The 20,733-nt window shown below is 40.3% G+C and carries 17 protein-coding genes and 1 other RNA gene; 7 read left to right on the top strand and 11 right to left on the bottom strand.

What is annotated here, in order from left to right; translation table 11 throughout:
* The first annotated feature begins 4 nt into the window (after nucleotides 1-4).
* Nucleotides 5-1,483 carry a methyl-accepting chemotaxis protein gene (locus tag JIG37_RS03155; protein WP_199528684.1) on the top strand — a complete coding sequence of 493 codons (1,479 nt, stop codon included), beginning with the start codon at nucleotides 5-7 and terminating at the stop codon, nucleotides 1,481-1,483.
* Here JIG37_RS03155 and JIG37_RS03160 read toward each other — a convergent pair.
* The gene (locus JIG37_RS03160; RefSeq protein ID WP_194441652.1) at nucleotides 1,473-2,246 is read right to left on the bottom strand and encodes a sulfite exporter TauE/SafE family protein; all 774 of its coding nucleotides are present in this window, start codon (nucleotides 2,244-2,246) and stop codon (nucleotides 1,473-1,475) included. The genes JIG37_RS03155 and JIG37_RS03160 overlap by 11 nt on opposite strands.
* 205 nt (nucleotides 2,247-2,451) lie before the next feature.
* Between JIG37_RS03160 and JIG37_RS03165 the strand changes: the two genes are divergently transcribed.
* The gene (locus JIG37_RS03165; RefSeq protein WP_199528685.1) at nucleotides 2,452-3,168 is read left to right on the top strand and encodes an enoyl-CoA hydratase/isomerase family protein; all 717 of its coding nucleotides are present in this window, start codon (nucleotides 2,452-2,454) and stop codon (nucleotides 3,166-3,168) included.
* Nucleotides 3,169-3,255: 87 nt separating this feature from the next.
* Here JIG37_RS03165 and ssrA read toward each other — a convergent pair.
* Nucleotides 3,256-3,614: a transfer-messenger RNA gene (ssrA, locus tag JIG37_RS03170) on the bottom strand.
* Between the two features lie 277 nt (nucleotides 3,615-3,891).
* On the opposite strand from ssrA, the gene JIG37_RS03175 reads away from it, so the two are divergent.
* Nucleotides 3,892-5,517 (top strand): FapA family protein, encoded by a 1,626-nt coding sequence (locus JIG37_RS03175; RefSeq protein WP_166338964.1) that lies wholly within the window; start codon nucleotides 3,892-3,894, stop codon nucleotides 5,515-5,517.
* On the opposite strand, the gene rnt is transcribed toward JIG37_RS03175, so the two are convergent.
* Complete coding sequence (gene rnt / locus JIG37_RS03180) at nucleotides 5,501-6,181, bottom strand: ribonuclease T (RefSeq protein WP_138601594.1); 681 nt, start codon at nucleotides 6,179-6,181, stop codon at nucleotides 5,501-5,503. The two genes, JIG37_RS03175 and rnt, sit on opposite strands and share 17 nt — an antisense overlap.
* Before the next feature lie 216 nt (nucleotides 6,182-6,397).
* Between rnt and JIG37_RS03185 the strand changes: the two genes are divergently transcribed.
* The gene (locus tag JIG37_RS03185; RefSeq protein WP_054561850.1) at nucleotides 6,398-7,276 is read left to right on the top strand and encodes an OmpA family protein; all 879 of its coding nucleotides are present in this window, start codon (nucleotides 6,398-6,400) and stop codon (nucleotides 7,274-7,276) included.
* 21 nt (nucleotides 7,277-7,297) lie between these two features.
* Here JIG37_RS03185 and JIG37_RS03190 read toward each other — a convergent pair whose 3' ends face one another.
* Nucleotides 7,298-8,203 (bottom strand): DMT family transporter, encoded by a 906-nt coding sequence (locus tag JIG37_RS03190; RefSeq protein WP_119852085.1) that lies wholly within the window; start codon nucleotides 8,201-8,203, stop codon nucleotides 7,298-7,300.
* Nucleotides 8,204-8,608: 405 nt separating this feature from the next.
* Here JIG37_RS03190 and JIG37_RS03195 point away from each other — a divergent pair, with 405 nt between their 5' ends.
* A complete protein-coding gene (locus tag JIG37_RS03195; protein WP_082389182.1) occupies nucleotides 8,609-9,811 on the top strand; it encodes an aromatic amino acid transport family protein in 1,203 nt (400 codons plus the stop codon).
* 222 nt (nucleotides 9,812-10,033) lie between these two features.
* On the opposite strand, the gene ggt is transcribed toward JIG37_RS03195, so the two are convergent.
* Complete coding sequence (gene ggt, locus JIG37_RS03200; protein WP_166338966.1) at nucleotides 10,034-11,692, bottom strand: gamma-glutamyltransferase; 1,659 nt, start codon at nucleotides 11,690-11,692, stop codon at nucleotides 10,034-10,036.
* A 76-nt stretch (nucleotides 11,693-11,768) separates the two neighbouring features.
* A complete protein-coding gene (locus JIG37_RS03205) occupies nucleotides 11,769-12,314 on the bottom strand; it encodes a GNAT family N-acetyltransferase (protein WP_166338967.1) in 546 nt (181 codons plus the stop codon).
* A 49-nt stretch (nucleotides 12,315-12,363) separates the two neighbouring features.
* On the opposite strand from JIG37_RS03205, the gene JIG37_RS03210 reads away from it, so the two are divergent.
* Nucleotides 12,364-12,732 (top strand): hypothetical protein, encoded by a 369-nt coding sequence (locus JIG37_RS03210; protein ID WP_187490101.1) that lies wholly within the window; start codon nucleotides 12,364-12,366, stop codon nucleotides 12,730-12,732.
* A 41-nt stretch (nucleotides 12,733-12,773) separates the two neighbouring features.
* On the opposite strand, the gene JIG37_RS03215 is transcribed toward JIG37_RS03210, so the two are convergent.
* Complete coding sequence (locus JIG37_RS03215) at nucleotides 12,774-14,996, bottom strand: TonB-dependent receptor (RefSeq protein ID WP_055196989.1); 2,223 nt, start codon at nucleotides 14,994-14,996, stop codon at nucleotides 12,774-12,776.
* A 487-nt stretch (nucleotides 14,997-15,483) separates the two neighbouring features.
* Here JIG37_RS03215 and JIG37_RS03220 point away from each other — a divergent pair, with 487 nt between their 5' ends.
* On the top strand, nucleotides 15,484-16,080 hold the full coding sequence (locus JIG37_RS03220) for a LuxR C-terminal-related transcriptional regulator (protein ID WP_166338968.1): 597 nt from the start codon (nucleotides 15,484-15,486) through the stop codon (nucleotides 16,078-16,080).
* Here the strand turns inward: JIG37_RS03220 and JIG37_RS03225 are convergent.
* Genes JIG37_RS03225 through JIG37_RS03240 form a run of 4 tightly spaced genes read right to left on the bottom strand, consistent with a single transcriptional unit; the run spans nucleotide 16,061 to nucleotide 20,705 of the window.
* Nucleotides 16,061-16,906: a hypothetical protein gene (locus JIG37_RS03225; RefSeq protein ID WP_166338969.1), complete on the bottom strand. Its 846-nt coding sequence runs from the start codon at nucleotides 16,904-16,906 to the stop codon at nucleotides 16,061-16,063. The two genes, JIG37_RS03220 and JIG37_RS03225, sit on opposite strands and share 20 nt — an antisense overlap.
* A complete protein-coding gene (locus tag JIG37_RS03230) occupies nucleotides 16,896-19,346 on the bottom strand; it encodes a fimbrial biogenesis outer membrane usher protein (RefSeq protein WP_244664338.1) in 2,451 nt (816 codons plus the stop codon). Before JIG37_RS03230 ends, JIG37_RS03225 begins: the two co-directional genes overlap by 11 nt.
* On the bottom strand, nucleotides 19,306-20,007 hold the full coding sequence (locus tag JIG37_RS03235) for a hypothetical protein (protein WP_199528686.1): 702 nt from the start codon (nucleotides 20,005-20,007) through the stop codon (nucleotides 19,306-19,308). Before JIG37_RS03235 ends, JIG37_RS03230 begins: the two co-directional genes overlap by 41 nt.
* Entirely contained in the window at nucleotides 20,007-20,705 is a 699-nt protein-coding gene (locus JIG37_RS03240; RefSeq protein WP_199528687.1) for a molecular chaperone, read from the bottom strand. Before JIG37_RS03240 ends, JIG37_RS03235 begins: the two co-directional genes overlap by 1 nt.
* Nucleotides 20,706-20,733: the final 28 nt, after the last annotated feature.

Consider the following 20,733-nt stretch of genomic DNA (forward strand, 5'->3'; position numbering starts at 1 on the left):
CATAATGAAATCACTAAAATATAAAATGACCTTAGCACTATCTTTGTGCCTTTTCTTAAGCGTGATCTTCGTGATCAGCGCAAACTATCTGCTCGCAAAGTCGAGTCAAACACAACAATGGCAAGACGACATCACTGCCCTTAATGAGCAAATGCAGGTTATTTTAGCTGAGCCGGTATTCTCTTATGATGAGCCGTTAATCAATCAGATTATTAAAGCCTTTTCGCAAAACAAACATATACATAGCATTTCAGTGACAGACCATCGTAATAAGCTTCTTGCCTCAATCATCAAACAAAGTAACAGCGCATCGGTTAGCAAAACTATTGATTTGCACTATTTAGATAATTTAATTGGCCACATTAAAATTGGTTATTCACAACAAGCGCTGCATAGCACCATTGCTAATTCGACACGCACTATGTTTATTACCCTGCTGGTCTCATTTATCACCCTAGGTACCGTGATTATTTATATCGTGCGGCTTTTAGTGATAAAACCAATCGATAGCGTAAACAGCCTTGTTGATGAAATTGTCAAAGGTGAAGGCGACCTTACAAAACGTATTAGCTATCAATCTAATGATGAAATTGGTTACTTGGTTAATGGCTTCAACCGATTTATAGCGCAAGTACAAGAAATAATTACAGAGTTAGGCAGCACTGCCAGCGAACTTGAAATGATTGCCAGCACAGTAAACGAAGCATCTGTTCGCTCAAAAAATGAGGCCGAACTTGGATACAACCGCACTGATTCAGCAACCAATGCGCTTAGTCAGTTAAGTGAAGCAACCAAAGAAATTGCTCAAGGAGCCAACCAAACCGCGCAGCAAACAACCGATGTACATAGCTTATGCCAACAAGGCGAACAAAACATGAATGCCAATGGCAATATTGTTGGTGAGTTAACTGCACAACTAGACCACACTTCAAATGTAGTTAAACAATTAAACGCCAGCAGCAATGAAATTAGCCAAGTGCTCGATGTTATAAAAAGCATTGCCGAGCAAACCAATTTGCTGGCTCTAAATGCTGCTATTGAAGCGGCTCGTGCTGGTGAATCTGGTCGAGGCTTTACCGTGGTCGCCGATGAAGTAAGAGCGCTTGCTAGTAAAACCTATGATTCAACGTCTGAGATTGAGTCGATTATTGTATCGCTACACAATAATACCTCTGATTGTGTAACCGCAACGGAGCAAAGTAAGTCACTGAGCGATAAAGTGAGCCAAGCGAATCAAAAAAGCCAAGCGGTGTTTAAAGATATTGCTAAACAAATCAATACCATTAATCAAATGAACGAGAGCGTGGCAGCAAGTTCTGAAGAGCAAACCAGTGTCACCGCTGATATATTAAATACTATGCAGCTTATTAACCAAGGCGCTAAGAGCCTATCACAAGAAGCTCAGCACCTTGATAACACCATAGGCCAGCTCAATGAATTAGAACGCGGCATCGTTGCTAAATTGGGTTTGTTTAAATACTAAAAGCCATGATCCCCTGCCACGCAAGTTGCAGGGAAAGCACCGATAACACTAAACGAAAAATTTTTTTAAATTTATCTGACGAAATGCGGTGCAATAACTTAAGGCCAAGCCAAGTACCTAAAGCACCGCTCAATATCATGAGCATAACCAGCGGCAACCACTGCCAAAATGCAAACCCCACAGCCCCATATAAAATCGCTTTTAAGGTATGTTGTACTGTCATGCAGCTTGAGAAAGTGGCGGTAAATTTAAGCTTATTATAATTATTTACGTATAAGCAGCTGCCAACTAAAGGCCCACTTGCCCCTACAAACATCGAAATAAACGTGGTCCAAAGCCCTGCGAGAACACGCCATAACTTTGAAGTTTCTCTGAGTTTTGGCGTCACACCCCACAGTAAATAAAGCACAAAGGCAGCGACCACTATTTTCATTAATTCAAGGGGAATTGATGTGACAATCGTTGAGGCAACCAGCGCTCCTATGACTCCCCCTAAAGAGAAGTACACAAACATAGCACCATCAATATGTTTAAACGTGAACAAAAAGCGGTTTGCATTAGAGCCTAACTGCACTAACCCATGAACAGGAATAACCACACTCATAGGAAGCATGGATGCCATGATCACTAGCAGCATTAAGCCGCCACCCGCACCAAAAGCTGCTGAAATCATTGAAGTAAAGCCCGCAACCACAATGAGCATTATAGTGCTGATCGGGCTTAATAAATCTCCACCCAAAAACTGCCAACTGATCAAATCCATTGTTACGCTTTAAATAGTGTGTTTGAGCTAACGCTATCATGACTCACCACTATTAGCGATATATTGGAAAATAGTTTCGACTAAAAGACCATATCAACCAAAAGAGAAGTGCCCCTAAATTCACAACTGGTCAGACTTGTTGTTTATTTTGTTAAACCTATGGGTTATAACTATGCCCACAACACAATAAAATTGAAGGCACAGCATGACACTGATGAATGTAAGTACACAAGGATCTGTTGCTATCTTAACTATGACAACAGCTGAAAATCGCCATAATCCTGCTTTTGCAGAGGCTTTTTTAACTTGCCTTGACGAAATCGAACGTAATCCTGAACACAAAGCACTCGTGATCACTTCAAGCAGCGAAAAATCATGGAGTTTGGGCATAGATACCGATTGGCTAATGCCGGCATTAAAAACACAAAAATTTGCAGAAGTAAGTGGCTTTATGCACTCGATGGATGCGGTATTTAAACGCCTATTACTCTTCCCAATGCCAGTAATTGCAGCAATTAATGGTCACGCGTTTGGTAATGGCGCCATTTTATCGTGTGCTTGCGATTTTAGGTTTATGCAAAGCGACCGTGGTTTCTTCTGCTTTCCAGAAGTTGACTTATCAATCCCGTTTTTACCGGGCATGCTCGCCTTTATTAAAAAAGCCATTCCAGACTATCGTTTTAACGAGATGATGCTAACTGGCCGCCGCGTTACCGCAGGCGAACTTGCCACGGATCATGTTATTGAACAAGCTTGCCCAGACAACGAAGCTTTATTTAATACCGCCCTCGAATTTGCCAGCCAGTTCGATAAAAAACGCGCGATTTTCGCCGAGCACAAAAAGCGCCTACACAAACACATCATCGACACCATTGATATAGAAAACAAACCGATTATTGATGCTGTTCAGTTGGTTGTTTGATTCTAGACTCTGGACTTCTTTAGAGGAGCTTTAGAAAAAAGTTTTAGCAATAAAAAAGGCCGCTCTGAGAGCAGCCTTTTTCATATTTGGTGGAGCTGGGGGGATTTGAACCCCCGTCCGAAAAGCCTCGACCTTTGGTACTACATGCTTAGTATCGTCTTTTAGTTAACCTTATACAGCTCGGACGAACACGATCTGCAAAGGCGAGGCCGCTTAATTTTAGCCCTTCAACCCCGGCCAGGGTTTCCGTAGCGAGTCCGTGTAGGGTGACACTTCAGAACCGGGTCCACAGACATACACCGGAGAAGTGCTAGCGGGCTATTATGCCGCTAGAGCGTAGTTATCGTCGTTTGCGATTACTTTAAATTGCGGCTTTTTTACGAGGCCAACCGCACCTCGACATGCACCTCGGGCGTCTTGAATTCCGTCGAATCCTAATCAGCCCCTGAATTTGGTATCTCATTCAGAGTGTTCGTGCAGTATAACTGAGTAGCCTGTTCAGACTCAAGGCATTAATCGGGAAATTTTTGCTAAGTGCCTTTGACTGCTGAAATTTCAAGCAGGAAAAGTCAGTTTTATACATATTTTCACATTTTAATCATACAAATCCTTAACATAGTACAAAAGTTGTGCTGAAATAGGAAACGTTGTTACCCTTCTCCAAAAATAACCTGTAACAACACATAACTATAATAACAGGCAGTTTTTTACAGGGCTTTTCAGATGTCGATGTTTTCATTCGATGAACAAAGTGGCTATGTCTCTTTGTGTGAGCATCCTAGGGATGCGGGTTTTCCTACTACGAGTTCTCAATTAATTGAATTACTTGAGCAGTCGCCTTATGCCAACTACGAATATATTGATGCCAATATAGGTAAGCTGTTCATCCCTAGCAGCCAATATCAAAGCCAATCGTTAGTGGTTGCTAAAGCCGTTGATGCTCAGCTTGAAGTAAAAGTCGATGCTAAAAACATGGTGGTTGAAGCAAGCCTAACAACAGCCCGTGGCGGTAAAATTGTTAGCATGGATATGGCGCAAGAGGTGCTTGCAGAGGCGGGAGTGATTAAAGGCATTAGTTTACGTGCCCTTGATACTTTTTTAGGCCAACAATTTAAGCAACCACCCGGCGCCCATTACAGCGCAATTGTTGCCCATGGCAGAATGCCTAAAGAAGGCACTGATGCTAAATTCGTGCGCTTATGCTCAACAGCACAAGACCGCGTTCTTAGCCCGCAAGCGACCTCAGGCGGTAAAGTCGACATGCGTAATTTAGGTGCCATTATTACCGTTAAACCCGGCACGCCATTAATGCAACGAGTGCCTGCAACACCTGGTGAAGATGGCTTTACGGTGTTTGGTGATGTGATGCCAGCTAAGTCCGGTAAAGACTTACCTCTTGAGCCATTTGAGGGAACGCGTATCGATCCAAACAATAGCAATATGTTAATTGCCGATGCTAAAGGCGTGCCTGTTGCCCTACCCCGCGGTATGCGCGTGGACGATGTATTGTGCTTTCATCATGTTGATGTAAGTACGGGCCATGTCGAATTTGATGGCAGTGTTATTATCAGTGGTGATGTAAAAGATGGAATGCGCGTCAAAGCAACGGGTGATATCACTGTATTAGGCTTTGTTGAATCAGCCACAATTGAAAGTAAAAGTGAAGTCACCGTGATGCTTGGGGCTGTTGGCAGAAAGCGTGAAAACGTTGAAAACTTTACCTGTAACATCACGGCATCGCGCACTATCTCTGTTGGTTATGCTCAGTACTGCCATATAAAAACAGAGCAAGATTTATTCATTGAACGTCAGGCTTTGCATTGTGATTTAAGCGCTCGTCGCCTTATTCGCGTTGGCAAAGCCAATAATCCGCGAGGCAAAATTATTGGTGGCAATATTTTAGATGCGATGCGAATTGAAACCGGCGAGCTTGGTGCGCCGTCAGGCACTAAAACACGGGTTTTCATTGCTCAGTACTGGCATGATTTACGCCAAAAGCAGCAGCAAATTAATGACTTTGAAAAGTTATTAGCGACCAAAGCAGCTGCCTTACAACAGGCTCGCAAAAAGGCCAATAAAATACCCGACCCAGCTCAACGTGCGCATTATATTAAAAAGATCACTGCTAGTGAGCAGCAGATTAAAATTAAAACAGCCAGCACGAAGAAAAAGAAACACTTAGTGAAAATTAAGATTGCGCGCTTATTAGCAACAAGCCGCTTAAAAGTGAATGAATTAATGCATCCTGGGGTGGAGCTTAAGATAGCGCAAGAGAGTAAACAGTTTTCACGTATTTACCCTCCTAACATGGTACGATTTTTTGAAGGCAAAATTACTCAGTCGTTTTAACGGCTGAGTCTTGCTCCTCTTCTGTCGCTTCAGTTTCAGGCAATGGCCAACCGCCGAGTTGTTGCCAGCGATTAACGATTAAACAAAACAGTTCTGCTGTGCGCTCAGTATCATATAATGCTGAGTGAGCTTGTTTATTATCAAACTCAATCCCTGCCGCCCTACACGCTTTAGCTAATACTGTTTGCCCTAGTGCAAGGCCTGCCAATGATGTGGTATCAAAGCTAACAAATGGATGAAATGGCGTGCGCTTAATTTTACAACGCTCAATGGCGGCATTTAAAAAGCCGTGATCAAACGCTGCATTGTGTGCTACTACCACTGAACGCTGACAACCCGCTGCTTTTTGTGCCTTGCGCACGACTTTACAAATTTCTTTAATCGCTTCTTCTTCAGGCACCGCACCACGCAGCGCAGAAAAAGGATCAATACCATTAAACTCAATGGCCGCTTGTTCAATATTCGCGCCTTCAAATGGCTCAACATGAAAATGCACAGTATGATCAATACTTAACACGCCGTCGTCATCCATTTTCAGTACAGATGCAGCAATTTCTAATAACGCATCGGTCTCTTTATTAAAACCTGCGGTTTCAACATCAATCACAACAGGAAAAAAGCCACGAAAGCGTTTTGCGAAAAGAGTTTGTTCAGTATTTTCCATAGTCTTCTTGGTTTGCCAGTGTAAGCTGGCTATTATGTCAAAAACCACGGCTACTCTGCTAGAGTAAATAGTGTTAAATCGCAGATTCTTACTGAGTTTTTAGGCACATTACTTGCTTTATACTAATCAGCTAGCCCTGTGTTTAGTGTGCTGAAGCAATTAAACACAAAAATTGCCAATTATTTGGCATTGATGATTTGTTGGAGAATTACCGTGATGAAGCTTTCATTACTTCCTTTAAGCCTAGGCCTATTAACCTCAGTTGCAAGTATAAATGCGCATGCAGCCATGCGTGAGTATACCGCTAATGCTGATATGTCGAACTGGCAAATGGTTAAAACATCTCGTTTAGAATGCCAATTAAATCATGAAGTTCCTTACTATGGTGAAGCAATTTTCAGCACCACTGCCAGTAAAAATAAAGACGTAAACTTTAACCTTGATATGGTCGTACGCCCAGACAACTACAGTATTGCTGGTCTAAAAGCCGTACCACCTAGTTGGCGTGCAGGTATGCCTGCTCGCGACTTAGCAAACATGAAGCTATTACGTAAGTTTGACGGCGAGCTTGGTAACAAAACTGCTTGGGAAATGCTCACCGAACTTGAAAAAGGTTACCAACCGACATTTTATTACCAAGACTGGCAAAACAGTGCCGATAAAATTGCCGTTGGTTTATCGAGTGTCAACTTTAAGCAAGCCTATTGGGCGTTTTTACAGTGCCGAGATGCAATGCTGCCATACAGCTTTGAAGATATTTCATTCACAGTGATGAACTATGAGCCTAATACCAGCAAACTGACTAAATCATCACAAAAACGCTTAGATAAAATTGGCGAATACTTAAAGTACGACACCAACATCGAATCTATTTCAATATCTTCTTACACCGATAGCTACGGTGGTCGCTGGAATAACCTCGAATTATCAAAAAAGCGTGCTAAAGCGATTAAAGATTACATTGTTAGCTTAGGGGTTGATGAAAGCAAAGTAGATACCGATGGTTACGGTGAAAAGCGCCATGTTGCCAGTAATGACAACATTTTGGACAGAAACAAAAACCGTCGTTTAGTCATTCAAATTGCAAAAATGTAGCCGCCGAAGCGGCTACTAGCTTTAACTCATTTCTATTGACTTCACACGCTTAAAGCGCTTAAGCCACTTATCGCCAAACTGAAAAAATGCGAGGCTAATCATAATGATGGTCGCGCCAACAATCAGAGCTTGGTCAATGGGCTCATCATTAAGCAAACCACCTAAAGCAATTGCAAAACTTGGTGTGATCAAGGTTGTTAATGCGACCGTGCTCGCGTTCAACTTCTGCAATACATGAAAATACGCCAGCGCACCAATTAATGAACCAAACACGCCTAAGTAAACAATTGAGTACAGTGATTTTGCACTCCATATCTGGCTATTAAGTTGGCCATCTACCAGCAACCAAGTAATAAAAAACAGCGGGGTTACAAAAACCAACGCGCCAAATGTGGTGGCCATTGGATGAATAGCAATTCTTACCCGTTTGATCATCACACCGCTCAAACTGAAAAAGCACACTGCCATAAATACATATAACAGGCCACTAAGCTGCTCTACTCCCCCTTGAATATGGCGCTGGCTTACTAAAAATAAACCAATTAAGGCACAGCCAAGTGCGCCAAGCTTAATGGCGCTGAACTTAGGTTCGTTCAAGATCTTTTGCGCAAGTAAGCCCGATAAAATTGGCGCAAGGCCAAACATCAATGATATTAACCCTGAAGGCACTGTTTTAGCGGCCATGTAGCTTAATAACATACCGCCAAAAATACCTATGCTTGAATAGCCATAAAGGAATAAAGCACGGCGATGCCAGGGCACTCGGATATTGGCAACAGCAACGACAAACGAAGCCAACACCAGCCCCACCAGCATGCGTAAAAACACAGCCAGGGTTGGTGCTACCGTTTCACTACTCCAAACAATACCCAGTGGTGTTGTTGACCAAATCACCACCATTAAAAAATATGAGGCTTTAACAGGCACTAGCTTATTCCTTTAAAAAGGCGAAAAAAGCGGAAGAAAATTTAAAAGGGAAATAACCAACCGCTTAGAACGCGGTTAGTAAAACTTACTTAATTAACCGCAGCAAATAACAGACCATACGACTGATGAGGTCAGGCGCATACAATTGTTTGTTGGTCGTTGGTTTAGCTGCATCATGGTATTTAAAAAGTAAGTTGAAGAAGCTTAAGAATCCGCCTAAATGGTGATTTTGTCAACACGAATACTCATGCTATTTGGCAAAAAGTTTTTTGCTGATTTCAACAGCCTGTTTGCACATGTAAATCATAGGTTACATTTAATTTCTTTGATTTATAACAAAACTATTTAAGTTTTGTTAAACAAGTTATATCTTGCTTGCCTCTCACGAAGTTTAAGGGGCAAAAAGTGCTTAAAAATAAAACAATAGGTAGCATGTTAATTGTTGCTGGCACCACCATAGGTGCAGGGATGCTGGCATTGCCTATCGCCTCCGCAGGGCTTGGTTTCACAACAGCGTTATCACTTATCTTACTTACATGGGTTTTAATGACCTACACAGCATTACTGATGCTAGAGCTACATCAATATGCCGACAGAGATGCAACCCTCAATACGTTAGCTAAGTCATGGTTAGGTAAACGTGGGCAATGGGTCGCTAACTTTTCAGTGATGTTTTTGTTTTACGCATTATGCGCTGCCTATATCGCAGGTGGTGGTGCGCAATTACAAGAAAAGCTCAACAATGGTTTATCGCTTTCTTTAGCGCCGCAAGTTGGCTCAGTTATTCTGGCTGTTGTGATTGGTACTGTGGTGACACTCGGTACCAGCAAAGTCGATAAGCTTAACCGCGTACTGTTCACTATTAAAGTATGCGTACTAGCCAGCTTATTTTATATGCTTACACCTTATGTTCACGGTCAACACTTACTTGAAATGCCGATTGAACAAGGTCTGATTTTATCTGCAATCCCAGTGGTGTTTACCTCGTTTGGTTTTCATGGCTCTATTCCATCGATTGTGAAATACGTGGGTTTAGATATCAAAACACTTCGTAAAGTAATGGTGGCAGGTGCAGCATTGCCTTTAGTGATTTACATTTTTTGGCAATTACTTAGCCAAGGTATGATGAGTCAAAGTGACTTACTACAAAGCCAAGGGTTACCCGGTTTTGTAAGCAGTGTTGCTAGCATTGCTCACAGCCCACACGTTGCCACTGCTGTGAACATTTTTGCTGATTTAGCATTAGCCACGTCTTTCTTAGGGGTGAGTTTAGGTTTATTCGACTTTTTTGCTGATGCATTTAAAAAAGGTGATGGCAGTAAAGATCGTATCAAAACAGCCTTGATCACCTTTATTCCACCGCTAGGCTTTGCGCTATTCTATCCACAAGGGTTTATTATGGCACTTGGCTACGCCGCCATTGCGCTGGTTATTTTAGCGGTATTTTTACCGGTTGCTATGGTCTATAAGCAACGAAGCAGCAAACCTGATGCGGGTTACCAAGTTAAAGGCGGTAATATTGGCTTAGCACTGGCCGCCCTGTTTGGTGTGCTTATTATTAGTGCTCAAGGTTTACAAATGGCGGGGCTTATTCCAGCGATTGGTTAAACAGCTCATCAAAAAAAGCACCCGAGGGTGCTTTTTTTGTACCTGTGTTTAAGGTGTAATGCCAATTCGCTTAATTAAGTAGTCAATTTTTAGGCAAGAAAACCTTGTTGATAACAAGGCAAAAATTTCGTTATTTAGTTGTTCTAAATGAGAAATTTTTAACGCAGGTAGCGACAGGTTTAATCCCTCAAAATGATTAAGTATTATTGCGGATTGGTATAATTAAAACACCATCGCCTTACCACGGCCAGATGCTTCAGAGGCTGCATCTAATTTACCGTCTTTATTGATGATCACATGCATATCACCAAAATGGCGTTCATCAAGTGTATAACCCATCTTCTCAAGCGCTTTAACAACCTTTGGTTCAAGACCTGTGTGGTATCTAATCACATTTTTAGGCCATAACTGGTGATGGAAGCGTGGGCTGTCTACCACTTGCTCTGCAGTCATATCAAATTCAACCGCATTTAAAATTGACTCATACACAGAGCTAATAATCGTGGTACCACCCGGAGAGCCAGTTACCATTTTAACTTTGTTATCCTGAAGTAGAATGGTCGGTGTCATTGAGCTCAACATGCGTTTATGAGGTTGGATTTCGTTAGCTTTGCCACCAATTGCCCCAAATACATTCATCACACCTGGCTTGGCACTAAAGTCATCCATTTCATCATTCAAAATGAACCCTGCGCCTGATACAACCACACCGCTACCAAAGCTTAAGTTGATGGTCGTGGTATTCGCAACGGCATTGCCCCACTTATCTAGAATAGAAAAATGCGTTGTTTGCTCACTTTCGTGTAAACCTGGTTTGATGTTCTCAGTTGTTGAAATGGCATCTGGGCGAATTGTACTTGCACGATTACTAAGATAATCATCTGCAAGTAGAGCTGTTTTTGGCACCTCATAAAAATCTGGGTCACCTAAATATTCAGCTCTGTCGGCAAATACGCGTTTACCTACTTCAGCCAAAATATGAACATAGGTGGTCGAGTTGTGCTCAAGCGTTCCTTTTGGCTTTGCCAAGTCGTACATTTTTAGCCACTGTAAAATAGCAATACCGCCTGAACTTGGCGGTGGCGATGTGAGCACTTCGTAACCGCGCCAATTACCTTTAATCGGTGTACGCGATTTAGCTTGATAAGCTTTTAAGTCTTGCTCAGTAATAATGCCGCCGTGCTGCTTCATAAATGACGCTATGATCTTTGCTGTCTCACCTTCGTAGAAACCTGCTTTACCTTGATCACGAATACGTTTTAGTGTGGCGGCAAGTTCCGGCTGCTTAAATACCTTATTTGCTTTGGCATCGGCAAAGTAATCAGCAAAGTTAATGTTCACCGACTTTTTGGCCATTCGCGCAATGTAACGCTCGATACTCGCAGCTAACTTAGGGTGCACAATAAAGCCCTGTTCAGCTAATTTAACTGCAGGTTCTAGCAGAGTCTTCCACTCTAAGCTGCCGTGCTTTTGATGGGCAAGCCACATTCCAGCAACACTGCCCGGTACACCACTTGCGTGAATACCATACACAGACATGTTATCAATAACATCGCCTTTATCATCAAGATACATATCTCTGTGTGCAGCAGCAGGGGCTGTTTCGCGGTAATCAATAAAATCACCTTTGCCATCTTTTTGGATCAGCATAAAGCCACCACCACCGATATTTCCAGCTTCTGGTAAAGTCACTGCTAATACAAACTGTGCCGCAATTGCCGCATCAACGGCGTTACCGCCTTGCTCTAAAATAGCGCGCGCCGTATCACTGCTGTAGCTATCTGGCATAGCGACGGCCGCTTGCTTTGCAAAGCTTGATGGATGAAAGAATATAGCGGTAACGATAAATAGATGCGCCGCGTATTTGACTAAACTTGCCATGGTACTTCCTTTTTCTTGATGTTATTTTAACCATTTAGACATGTGAAACCCTTAAGGTCAATTAGTTACGATTAACTTAGCTAAGCTGCTCTTTAGGACATGAATAAAGTACTGCAGGTAATTCGCCTTGCTCATCTTGATGGGTATAGTTTTTTACAAACTTAAGGCCTAGTTTTTCCATCACCTTTATTGAGCCTAGGTTAGCTTTAAGTGCTGTGGCACTGAGCGACTTTATTTCTTCTGGCTCGCTTACGGCTTTAGCAATGGCAAGTGCCGCCTCAGACGCATAGCCTTTGCCCCAGCTCATTCTTTTAAAGCGCCAGCCAATTTCTAAATCACTAAAATCAGGCTGTTCAAAAAAGCCCATAGGCCTGACTAATACCCAACCGATAAAGGTATTGCTCTCTATGATGTTTACTTGCCAAAGCCCCCAGCCTTTTTGCTCATTTCGATACGCATTCAAGCGTGGAATAAACACCTCTTTAATGGTCTGCATAGTGGATACTTTGCCGCGAGTGAGATGTTTCATTACTTCTGGGTCGTTATCGAGCTCATAAAGTAGCTCGGCATCATTTTCATCCATTAACCGAAAACTTAATCGTGCTGTTCTAGCTATATTCATTTTTTATTGCTTATACTGCTTAATAGTTAATTAACCATTAGAGAAAAATATGAACAAATTAGCAAGCTTAGTTTTATTAGGCTGTATTGCCTTAACAGGTTGTGATGACGCAGAGCAAGCCAAGAAAGATGCCAGCGAAGCAAAAGAGGAAGTAAAGCAAGCGCTAAGTGATGCTTGGAGCGACGTAAAAGACGCCACCAATGAGTTTAACGACGACTCACTGCAAGAGTTACTCGAAGAGAGTAAGAAAATGGGCTTAAGCATGTATGACGACGGTAAAGAAATTGCCTTAGATGCATGGATTGAGAGTAAAGAAGCGGCTGGTGAACTGTCTGAGAAAACCAAGCAAAAAGCAAAAGAACTGGCTGAAGAATTAAGAGAAGCGCGCGAAAAACGCGAGCAAGAGAAAAATAATTAAAAAGAAAGGGCAAGTATTTACTTGCCCTTTTTTGTTAGTAATTAAAGCTCAAATTCTTTTTTGAATTTTAAGCCAAATTCACTGCGGTCATTGCTGCGCATTACGCCAACAAAACCAGATTGTTGTAAACGACCCACATCGTATACTTCGTTTAACACGTTCTCACCGTAAAGAGTCACTTCAAAGTCACCGTTCGGGTTTAAGTAAGAGATGTTGAAACCCACTAATTCACGAGAGTCAATGTGTTCACTTTGGTTGTATACTGATTGACCTTGCATATCGCTACGGTATGAGTAGTTAGCGTTTACTGCCACTGTGCCACCGTTACTTAAATCAATGAAATAAGAAGGTGCGACCATAACAGTCCAACGTGGTGTTAGTGCTGGTGAGTCGCCTTTACCAATACCTAATACACCGTCATCTACTTCTGTGATTTCTGAATCTAGGTAACCAATCGCGCTACGTAGCGTAAAGTCATCTGTAAATGCAATTGTTGTTTCAAGCTCGATACCTTGTGCTTTAGACTCACCCGCATTTTCTACGATAGTAACGAAACCGCCACCTGCAGTTGGATCTGAGAATGGTAATGCTAGGTCTGTGTAGTCAGTAACAAACACCGCAAGCATCATAGATACGTCTTCGTGTACTTGACCTTTAAGGCCTAGCTCGTAGTTAATTGCTTTTGTTTCATCGAAAGAAACAAATTGATCAGGACCACCAAATGGACGCGGTGGGAAACCACCTGTTTGATAACCTTTTTGGATTTGGCCATACACGTTCATGTTATTGCTAAGCTGGTAAGACGCATTTAAATCCCATGTTACTGCATCAAAATCAGCACTTACGTATTTGCGTGTTGCAAACGTTGGGAATAAGGCATCGGCTTCTTTTTTATCTTTCGAATAACGCAGACCACCGCCCACTGTTAAATCGTCGCTTAGGTCATAGCTTGCATTGATATAAGCTGCGTATGAGTTAGTCTCTTGGTTGATATCAAAGTAACCATAATCACCAAAAGACGCTGTAGTACCATCATTCAAAAGGCCATCAGGTGTGTTGAATGGGCTAAATACAAACGGACCAGAACTTGTGAAGCCATCTTCATTAAAGAAGTATAAGCCAGACACAAAGTCCATATTATCGAAGCTACCATTTAACTGGATTTCGAATGAATATTGATCTGCACCGCCTTCTTCAGGGAACTCTGATAAGTTAAGGGCAACAGCGTCATCATCAAGACCCCCTTCGTATTCTGAGCTACGGTAGCTTGTGATAAACTTAGCTGTATAGGTGTTATTGATATCCCAATCAGCTGTTAATGAAGTACCCCAGCCTGAGTAAGCCGTCGACTCAATACCCGCTACCGTCGTTGCTAAATCATCAGGATCGCTCGGTAACATGTCTTCTGTAAGTAATGGGAAATCACCATTGAATGGGTCATTCGGGTCAAGTGGCGCCGTTAGCTCAATTGTGTATGGTGATTGGCCTGATTCGTTATCAACACCATCAATTGAGAACACAAAAGATAAGTCGCTGTTTGCTTGCCATTTAAGCGCCATACGACCACTTAACTCTTGCTCTTCACCAATTTCTTTCTCTGGGTTAGCAAGGTTAATCGCTTCACCTACACCATCGCGTTGTTTATAAGACACGCTTGCCGACATGCTTACAGTGTCTGTAAGGCTGTTATTAAAGTAAACGTCACCGGCTAAACGACCACGGCTACCTACTTTTGCATTTGTAGTCACAATGCCTTCATCACCTGGTTGCTTAGTAATAATATTTACTGCACCACCTAATGTGTTGCGACCGTACAAAGTACCTTGTGGACCACGTAATACCTCTACACGCTCAACATTTGGTAATGATAAGTTAGAGCCCATTTGGCGACCAAGGTAAACGCCATCTAAGTAAACACCTACACCCGGATCAGTTGTGATCACATGGTCTTGTAAACCAATACCACGAATGAATACAGATGCATGTGCCGCATTACCTACACCGTAACGAGTGATGTTTAGGTTAGGTACGTATTTGCCAATGTCTTCTAGGTTACTCATGTTCGCTTTATCAATCAGGTTTTCACCGATTGATGTCACTGCTGTTGGCGACTCAAAAATGCTTTCTGTACGCTTACGCGCTGTTACTTCGATTTTTTCGAAAGCATCTTGTTTAGCAGTGGTTTTTTCTTGCTCAGCAAAGGCTGAAGTAGATAATGCAGCAACAATAGCTACAGTTAACTGTGAGAGGTGACGTAATTTCAATTAAAACTCCAAAGGATACCGTGTGTGTGTATTTTTACCCGTAAATTTCAGGCATAAAAAAAGACGCTTAGGTGTAAGCATCTTTCCTCTGGAGGGGCATTATATGTCAGTTTTGTGAAAATATGTATAATTTTTTTATCTAAATACTCAAATAAGCCATGTCAAATCGCAATAAAGTGGCATAAACACAGAAAAATAAACAAAAACAAACATGATAATATTTTATGACACCCAAAAAATTCATTAAAAAAACAAAAGTAAAATAAAATTCTCAAAGTTAAACAATATCAATAACATGAGATAAACAAAGGCAAAATTTCAACATCTCTCCGATGTTATAAAATGTTTAGCCAAAATAAAAATGTAGTATTTTTCCCTAAAGGATGCAGTACTTTCCACCCATCTAAAACAAGGCAGTTAAGTTGGAAAAGTAACAATTAGCGCTTATATTTCATGTTAATTATTCAGTAAAATGACGTGCTTAAATATGAATATGGAAATTCGCCTTGATAAAAAGGTAATTATAAATGATTCAGCAACAACACTACTATCATGTACTTTGAATCAAAAAAATACTTTACTACTTAACTACAGCTTACTTGATAGTTTTACGAACCGCCAGATGACTTCTGACTTTTTAGAAACGAATGGCTATCAAAACCTGGTAATATTTAATATTCCTCAAGACGTAGACGTTTTAACTTTAAAAGATTGGCCTAAATTAAAAGGTTTATTTTATGTTAATACCCAAGCTCATATCATTGAGCAAGGACTAGAAGCAATTCAAGATGGGGCTCTTTGGTTTCCTCGCAACGTTACAGATATTTGGATGAGAGAGATGTTAGAGTCTGAAGAAAAAGCTGCAATCTTAACCCATAACTTAACTTTAAAAGAAGTGAAAGTGTTGAGCCTATTATCTAAAGGTGTGAACAATACTAAAATTGCGGACACTTTGTTTATTAGCGAAGCCACTGTTCGGGTCCATTTACACAAAATTTACCAAAAAATAAACGTAAAAAACAAACAAAGAGCGTTGCAATGGTGCGAAAAAAACATACATAAATTTAGTAACTTACCGGATTAACTTGAAATCTGATAATGTCTGAGTAACGACCAGCAGCTAAATTTGAAAAATCTGCTAACTTAATCTTTAAAGGCAGCAAAACTTCGTCTCCTTCAGCAATCGATATTTGCTTAGTGATTGGACTTTTGAGTTCAAAATACTCATTCGAGATTGCAAGCTTATAATCGATTGCAAATTTATCATCATGAGTCTCATGTTTTAATTTACCTAGATGTTGAGAGTCAACCCTAATGATCACGTCTATATTCGCCACAATATGTAAGCTTGGTAACAACGAATACTCTTCTGTCGCCTTTAACTCACCAAGGTTTACTGTTGCATTCGTACCACTGTAACCTAAAAATGAGAGGGAAATGTTGGATGGGATTTTTAAATCAATATCAAAATCATATTCATCCACTATTTCGTTATGTTGATTCTTCATGACTATCTTAAGTCTATCAGTATAATTCCCTGCCTTAACTACTGTTCCAGATATAATAACGAACCCTAAACTAGCTTTATCATCTGTAATGCTGAACTTTTTAAATGGTGAGTTACTAAGGCCCGATTGCTCATCCTTTATATAATAAGGGATCTCCCTAAATTGACCTGTTAACTGAAAGTTAGTCTGACTTTCTAATACTAAGTAGTACTGGCAATCATTGTTGGCCGACACTTTCACTGTTACAAACTTTTCTGCATCTTGATTAGGTTTATAATTATGAAGATTGTCAAAACCATGTTCTACTTGTTTTATCTCTCCATCACATTCAGCATAACAACTTAATGTCATACCTAAAGATATCAAAATAATAAGTTGTGCTAGTTTTATACTATTGAACATAAATCACTCCTTTTCGTTGTAATTGTTCATTCTGCGTCACATCCACAATAATTGACTCATGAGCTATTCCCTTTAGAACAATCTGATACTTACATGGTTTCAGGCCTGTTAATGCGAAACGACCAGATTTATTAGTAAAGAAAGTATAGCTTTTTTGATCACCGGAACTCATACAGCGAGCAGTACCAACCTGTAATGAAAGAGGATTATTATTAGAATATTTAAGCGATGCTATGACCGAAATATTAGCGTCAGTGCCAACCGTTACAAAATGCCCACTTTTGTATGATGGATAAAAAGCAATTAAACCTGCCCCAATATCATATCCAGGGCTTAAGTCTGCTACATCTAGGTTAACTGTTGCGTTATCATAAGAGTTTATATCGCTTAATAGAATGGTACCGAAATCAGAATTATTTGCCCGATATTGCTCCCCATCCAGTCCTAGACTGATGACTTTACCTGCAAGGCTTTCATGACCACGGACCAACGCAAAGCTATCTTGTACTGGCTTACCAACCCCCCATTGAGAGTCAGCAAAAGCTAAACTTGTAGCCCAGTTTAATCGACTCTGGTGAACCGCATTTTTTGCATTTAATTGCTCATAATAGGTGGCATGATCAAACCTTAATAAATACCTGTTTGCACTATATTGGGTATTTAAGTCGAATACGGCTTCATTCCGCTCATTTTTCTCAATACCTGTTCTAATATTAAGAGCGCCAACATAACGCTGGCTTTCATCTTGCGTATATTCTAGACGTGTTTTATTCCTGTTTGATAAGTGTGAAGCTTTCACTCTTCGCGAACTTGAAAATTCATAACTTAAATTTGCTCTCCATCCCCACTGTTTCTCATTATTTAGGTCTTCCCATTGCCCGCTCAAAGAGTAACGCCATGAATTACTGAAAATATAACCTGAAACCCCTAAGCCGACAGACTTATCAAAGCTCTCCTGATCATGCTTTCTTGATAGTGTTCCATAGAGTGAAGTTTGAGTATAACTACTATTTACAAAGTTAACTTTTCCTTGGATAAAGTGCTCTCTTTGCTGGAAGGTTGTTTTTTGGAAATCATTAAAGTTTAATTTATAAAAGTCTTGGTTGCTGTATTCATACCCTATACTAAAGTCTGAACTTGATGTCAGCGGGTCATTATAAGAACTATAAACAAAACGGTAAGCATAGCCATTACTTCTTTGTAGATTGATCGCATTTTCAAATGCTATTTGACCTATAGGTGTCGCAACGACCTGTTTTAATCCAACTTGTTGTCGGTATTCGTTGCCTTGTAAAGAGAAGCCAACTGTCCAACTTGGAGTTATCCCATAATCAAAATAACTGGATATTAGTGGTACATCGTTGTTGTAATCAAGTTGGCTTTTTAATTCTGCTGGGTACCCTATATGAATTTCATACTCCAACTGGCCTTGTGCAAAAAGATCTAATCCTGTTGTCACGCTAAAGTCGACGATTTTAGTAATGCCAGCATTATCTGTAATGCGCAAAACAATGTTGTTATTTCCTTCTCGTAAAGGAATATCATTAAGGGAATAAACTCCTGCAGCTAAGTTTAAACGCTGGACTAGACGCTCTTCAACAAACACTTCTACAGATGAGGGGCTTTCAAGGGTAAAGCTTTGTGAAGCACTCGGCCTAATAAGCCTATCAGAGACTAAGGTAAAATCATGCGCGATTGACACCCCAATCATTCGAGTAGTCGATTGAAAATAACTGCCAGAACTATAGTTATCGCCAACAGAAAAACGCATACCATCTAATGGTAAATCATGAATGATTCTTGTACCTAAACGCTTAAATTCATTTTTATTATTACTTGTTATGTATTCAGCTTCATTCTCTAAAACCCATCCACTAAAATTTAGTACAAATTCGGGGCGTAATGTTAATTGATATTGAGAAGATTCTTGAGCTTTATTAATTTGATATAAATAACTTGAATATAAATTTGTGAAGCCACTTATATCAGCAGTTTGTACAGTTTTTTGTTTGGTACGATCGGAAGTAGCACTTAGTTTTTTTTCTTTTGTGAGCTCTAGGGGTATCGTTATTGTCAAGCTAAAATTCATTAAAGAAAATCGTGCAGCAATTCTTTTTTGCTTTAAGGTAGATACTTTAATTACTCCATTTGAATCTACATGAGTAGCTATTGCATCATAAAAATCTTTAATCAACAGTTCATTAAGTGACTCTGCTATCTCTTCCCATTTCAATGATAAGGAATCCTCTGGAGAGACAATTAACGTTAAATTACCGACCACCTCCTTATTAACATTAGTCACTACAGAAAGTTCGATATCTTGTTTTGATGGGTTTATTTGTGCATGAAGGTTCGAGACCAAACCGATGTAGACTGATAAAGAAAACCAATACTTAAATTTACCGAGACATAGTGACTTTCGGAGAATGTATAAGAACATCGTTAACTTCCCTTAACGGTAAAATTACTTTACTCTCGGAGAGAGGAGCAAAAAACACATCATAACCTTCTGATTTTAATTCTTGCTTCTCATAGGTTATGGTGCGTTTATTTTCGAGCTCAAGTATTACTTTATATTCACTTAATCTTGCAGCTCCCTTCCCATTATTTCTAACCCATAATTCGCAAATCGATTGAAAGCAACTACTGTCATTGACGACTAAATACGGCTCTAGCGAATCTTGTTTAATATGAACAATTAGATTTAAAGTCAGTAACATTAATAAACGAGATCTTTCCGAAGGCTCATCTAAGTTTAAAGGTTGCTCTATAAAACTAATTTGATAGGTTTTGTCTGTATCAGGTAAATTGCCTAACCACCTAAGTTGTACCCGCTGACTCTGGTTCTTTTGTAACAACAAAGTAGGAGGAAAAACCCAAACAGGCGGCTCCTCTACAAGTCTAAAACGCGGCTCAGGAGCTGAAAAATCGACTTCAAATACTTCAATTTCAAAAGCCGCATTTCTATTAAATAAGTTTTGCACGGTTGTATAAGCCGATCTACTAGAGTCAAGAGGATCAATCGTCACTACCATTGGCGTTATTTCAACAGCACTACAGATAAATGAGTTATATAGGCAAATAGCCATAAAAAATCGCATCAGAAAAGTACCTGAAGGTTGCTAGAATCTGCATTAAATTCAACAGGCACATTTATTAGCACCTCTCGAGATGAGTATGGCAATACTAATTTACCAGTAAGAGCCTTGCTTAATTCAGGTCCTTCAAGTAAAAAGCGATTGTTAGCATTTTTAAATACCCATTTACCCTGAGACAACCGGATAAATTTATTCCCATCATTTTCCAATAATACCTTCCACTTACCTTTTTCTACTTGCTCAAAATTCTTTACCTTTAAACTGGCTTTCGCTCCTTTTGGTACAACATTAAACAAAGTACGGAAACTAACTGACATACCAACACCTGATTGCTTTGCCAAGTTTAGATCTACGGTAACTTGATTTACTGCAATACGATAAGCCTTAGATGACTCAATTAAAGGGTCCCCTATATACCTAACTAAGACCGATTGTGTTTTACCTGGGGGTATAATCGTCGTCATTGGAATAATAAGAAAATCTTCCTCATTAATCTTGAGCTTTTCTTTGCCTTTACTGTTAATTAAAAGTTCATAGGCAGCAAGTTCTATCGTTAATGGTTCAGTTGTATTATTCATTACTCTAAGTGTTTGCTGTGATCCTGTTCCATTGGTAGCAAGCTCAGCAACCATAGGTTGTACTTGAAATGTAAAACCATAAAATGAAAGTAGTGTTAAGACGAGAAATATTATGATACGCATGTCGATTCCTTCGAAAAAGGGCAGCGAG

The organism is Pseudoalteromonas sp. bablab_jr010 (genome assembly GCF_016464105.1).
GTDB lineage: Bacteria > Pseudomonadota > Gammaproteobacteria > Enterobacterales > Alteromonadaceae > Pseudoalteromonas > Pseudoalteromonas simplex.

Coding starts and splice junctions, on each gene's coding strand:
- JIG37_RS03155 (WP_199528684.1), top strand. CDS start 5: ATGAAATCACTAAAATATAAAATGACCTTAGCACTATCTTTGTGCCTT.
- JIG37_RS03160 (WP_194441652.1), bottom strand. CDS start 2,246: ATGGATTTGATCAGTTGGCAGTTTTTGGGTGGAGATTTATTAAGCCCG.
- JIG37_RS03165 (WP_199528685.1), top strand. CDS start 2,452: ATGACACTGATGAATGTAAGTACACAAGGATCTGTTGCTATCTTAACT.
- JIG37_RS03175 (WP_166338964.1), top strand. CDS start 3,892: ATGTCGATGTTTTCATTCGATGAACAAAGTGGCTATGTCTCTTTGTGT.
- rnt (WP_138601594.1), bottom strand. CDS start 6,181: ATGGAAAATACTGAACAAACTCTTTTCGCAAAACGCTTTCGTGGCTTT.
- JIG37_RS03185 (WP_054561850.1), top strand. CDS start 6,398: ATGAAGCTTTCATTACTTCCTTTAAGCCTAGGCCTATTAACCTCAGTT.
- ggt (WP_166338966.1), bottom strand. CDS start 11,692: ATGGCAAGTTTAGTCAAATACGCGGCGCATCTATTTATCGTTACCGCT.
- JIG37_RS03205 (WP_166338967.1), bottom strand. CDS start 12,314: ATGAATATAGCTAGAACAGCACGATTAAGTTTTCGGTTAATGGATGAA.
- JIG37_RS03210 (WP_187490101.1), top strand. CDS start 12,364: ATGAACAAATTAGCAAGCTTAGTTTTATTAGGCTGTATTGCCTTAACA.
- JIG37_RS03220 (WP_166338968.1), top strand. CDS start 15,484: ATGAATATGGAAATTCGCCTTGATAAAAAGGTAATTATAAATGATTCA.
- JIG37_RS03225 (WP_166338969.1), bottom strand. CDS start 16,906: ATGTTCAATAGTATAAAACTAGCACAACTTATTATTTTGATATCTTTA.
- JIG37_RS03230 (WP_244664338.1), bottom strand. CDS start 19,346: ATGTTCTTATACATTCTCCGAAAGTCACTATGTCTCGGTAAATTTAAG.
- JIG37_RS03235 (WP_199528686.1), bottom strand. CDS start 20,007: ATGCGATTTTTTATGGCTATTTGCCTATATAACTCATTTATCTGTAGT.
- JIG37_RS03240 (WP_199528687.1), bottom strand. CDS start 20,705: ATGCGTATCATAATATTTCTCGTCTTAACACTACTTTCATTTTATGGT.